This is a genomic window from Syntrophothermus sp., from assembly GCF_013314835.1.
GTDB classification, from domain to species: domain Bacteria; phylum Bacillota; class Syntrophomonadia; order Syntrophomonadales; family Syntrophothermaceae; genus Syntrophothermus; species Syntrophothermus lipocalidus.
Genome location: NZ_JABUEX010000149.1, coordinates 1 through 2487 on the forward strand (window position 1 = coordinate 1; position 2487 = coordinate 2487).

Here is a 2487-nt window from a genome sequence, read left to right on the forward strand (position 1 = left end):
TTTTTTTGCCTTCCCTGGATTTGAATACAGCTGCCGCGGTTGTGCTGGCGGCCATAACCTGCTACACCGATATAAGGGAGCGCCTTATTTACAACCGGCACGTTTTTCCCTTTATAGCCTTGGGTGCGGTGCTGGCGGCGGCCGGGGCGCAGCACCGGCTTTTAATAAGCGGTCTCTTAATCTTCTCGATATATGCTTTCTTTTACTACTCCCGCAAGCTCCTTAACAGGATCACCGCTGCCCTGGGGGGTGTGCAGGGTTACGTCAAAGTAGTTGAAGAATCAGGCGTGACGGTTCATAGAAATTCGCGCTGGTCTTTTTGGAAAAGATGATCTAAAATGGTTTCATGAACAACACTTACAGCCAGCATGAACCGAACGCCAAACTGAATTCAAGCCCGGCCTTGGACTCATTGGTCGTCCGTCCAATCCTGCCAGGCGAACAGACCGCTTGGAACCATCTGATGTCTACCCACCATTACCTTGGATTTCAGAAACTACCCGGAAACTCACTTAAATATGTCGCCATTCTGAACGGCGAATGGGTGGCGCTGCTCGGCTGGGGCAGCGCCGCTTTCAAGTGCAAGCCCCGTGATCGCTGGATCGGTTGGTCGCCGGAGCAGCAGTTCTCCCGCCTGAAATACGTCGCCAATAACATCCGTTTCCTGATCCTGCCCGGCGTGAGGATCAAAAACCTCGCCTCCAAGACCCTCGCCATGAACGTTAAGAGACTGTCGTCTGATTGGCAGTCGGTATTCGGCTACCCCATCCTACTTGTAGAAACTTTTGTCGATCACGAACGCTTCACCGGGACCTGCTACAGGGCCGCCGGCTGGAGCCTGCTCGGCCAGACCCTCGGTTATGGCAGGAACGCCCGCCGCTACTACTATCACGGCGCCCCCAAAAGCATCCTGGTCTACCCGCTCTGCCGCAAGGCCGCTCACATCTTATCCGCTCCGTTCCTGGCGCCGGAGATCGAGGGAGGAGATGAACCCATGCTCGACCTCAACAACGTTGATGTTGAAGGCGAAAACGGCCTGCTCAAGGCCCTGGCGCAGATTACCGACCCCCGCAAATTGAGAGGAATCAGGCACTCCCAGGCTTCCATCCTGGCCATCGCAACTTGCGCCTGCCTGGCCGGCATGAGAAGCTACGCCGCCATCAGCCAGTGGGCGGCGTCCCTTTCCCAGGACCTCCTGCGCCGGTTTCACTGCCGCAGGCATCCGGATACGGGTCGCTACATTGCTCCCAGCGAACCCACCATCCGCAGGAAGCTCCAGGGTATCGACCCCGACGAGGTTGACCGCGCCCTCGGGCAGTGGCTGGCGAAACAGTCCCTCTCCATGCAGGCCGTCGCCGTCGACGGCAAGACCCTGAAGGGAGCCAGAGATTCAGACGGCAGACAGGTGCATCTGCTGGCGGCCCTGGTGCATCACGAGAAGGTCGTGATCGCCCAGCGGCAGGTCGATACCAAGAGCAACGAGATCACCGCCTTCAAGCCCCTTCTCGAACCGCTCGACCTGAAGGGCAAGGTGGTCACGGCTGACGCCATGCACACCCAGATCGATCACGCCAACTTCCTCGTCGAGGAGAAAAAGGCCGACTACCTGTTCTTCGTCAAGGAGAACCAGGAAACCTTGCTCAAAGATATCAAAGGCCTGGCAGAAGAAGATTTTCCCCCTCAGGGCAACTGAGCGCGACCACGGCCACGGCAGGATCGAGATCCGCAAGATCGCATCAAGCGCCATGATTAACGATTACGTCAATTTCCCCCACGTAGGCCAGGTATTTCGTATCGAACGGAGCCGCACGAATATTAAAACAGGCGCTTGTAGTTTCGAGATCGCTTATGGAATTACCAGCCTCACCCCTGAAAAAGCCAATGCGAAAACCCTTCTGAAACTCTCCCGCGGACACTGGGAGATTGAAAACTCCCTGCACTGGGTAAGGGATGTGGTCTACGATGAAGACCGCTCCCAGGTCCGAACCGGCGCCGGGCCCCGGGTGCTGGCCAGCCTGCGCAACACGGCCATCAGCCTGCTGCACTTAAACGGCCTGCACAGCATTGCCGGATCGCTGCGAAAGAACTGTTTTCACCCGGAGCGCACCTTGCAACTGGTCGGGCTCTAACTGTTAAAAATTTTTTGCCTTATATCAACGTCCCGTCTCCCCATCGTCTCGAATGGATGTGGGAAGTATTGTAGCGCGCTCATTCAGCCTCGTTATTTTATTTTGCCCGCCCTCCCGCCCCAAAGATAATGAGCGGGTTGCGTGATGTTGGAGCTCGCATGGGTAGTTTAGCTTTGCCCGTGACCGGTTGACTTATTTATTCCCAGGACTTTGACTCATCCCTAGCGAGACTGTTGCGCCTGGCCACCCAGGCCAGGTCCCAGGGGGCTACTTTAAACCAACCGGATTTGGCCCTGCTATTGGGCCTCTCTACCAAATCCGTGCAGACTTTGCTAAAGGAGCACCCCGGCGTGGTGGT

Annotated in this window: 4 protein-coding genes; all 4 read left to right on the forward strand. The window is 56.6% G+C overall.

The annotated features are described in order from the left end of the window. Positions 1 to 332, forward strand: a 332-nt coding sequence (locus tag HPY90_RS15805) for a prepilin peptidase (protein ID WP_287195930.1), incomplete at its 5' end; no start/stop codon positions are given. A 14-nt stretch (positions 333 to 346) separates the two neighbouring features. Further along, the gene (locus tag HPY90_RS15810) at positions 347 to 1693 is read left to right on the forward strand and encodes an ISAs1 family transposase (protein WP_287195931.1); all 1347 of its coding nucleotides are present in this window, start codon (positions 347 to 349) and stop codon (positions 1691 to 1693) included. A 28-nt stretch (positions 1694 to 1721) separates the two neighbouring features. Continuing rightward, on the forward strand, positions 1722 to 2129 hold the full coding sequence (locus HPY90_RS15815) for an ISAs1 family transposase (RefSeq protein WP_353733693.1): 408 nt from the start codon (positions 1722 to 1724) through the stop codon (positions 2127 to 2129). Between the two features lie 233 nt (positions 2130 to 2362). Continuing rightward, positions 2363 to 2487: DUF1670 domain-containing protein (locus HPY90_RS16285; protein WP_353733694.1), on the forward strand; the 125-nt coding region annotated here is incomplete at its 3' end.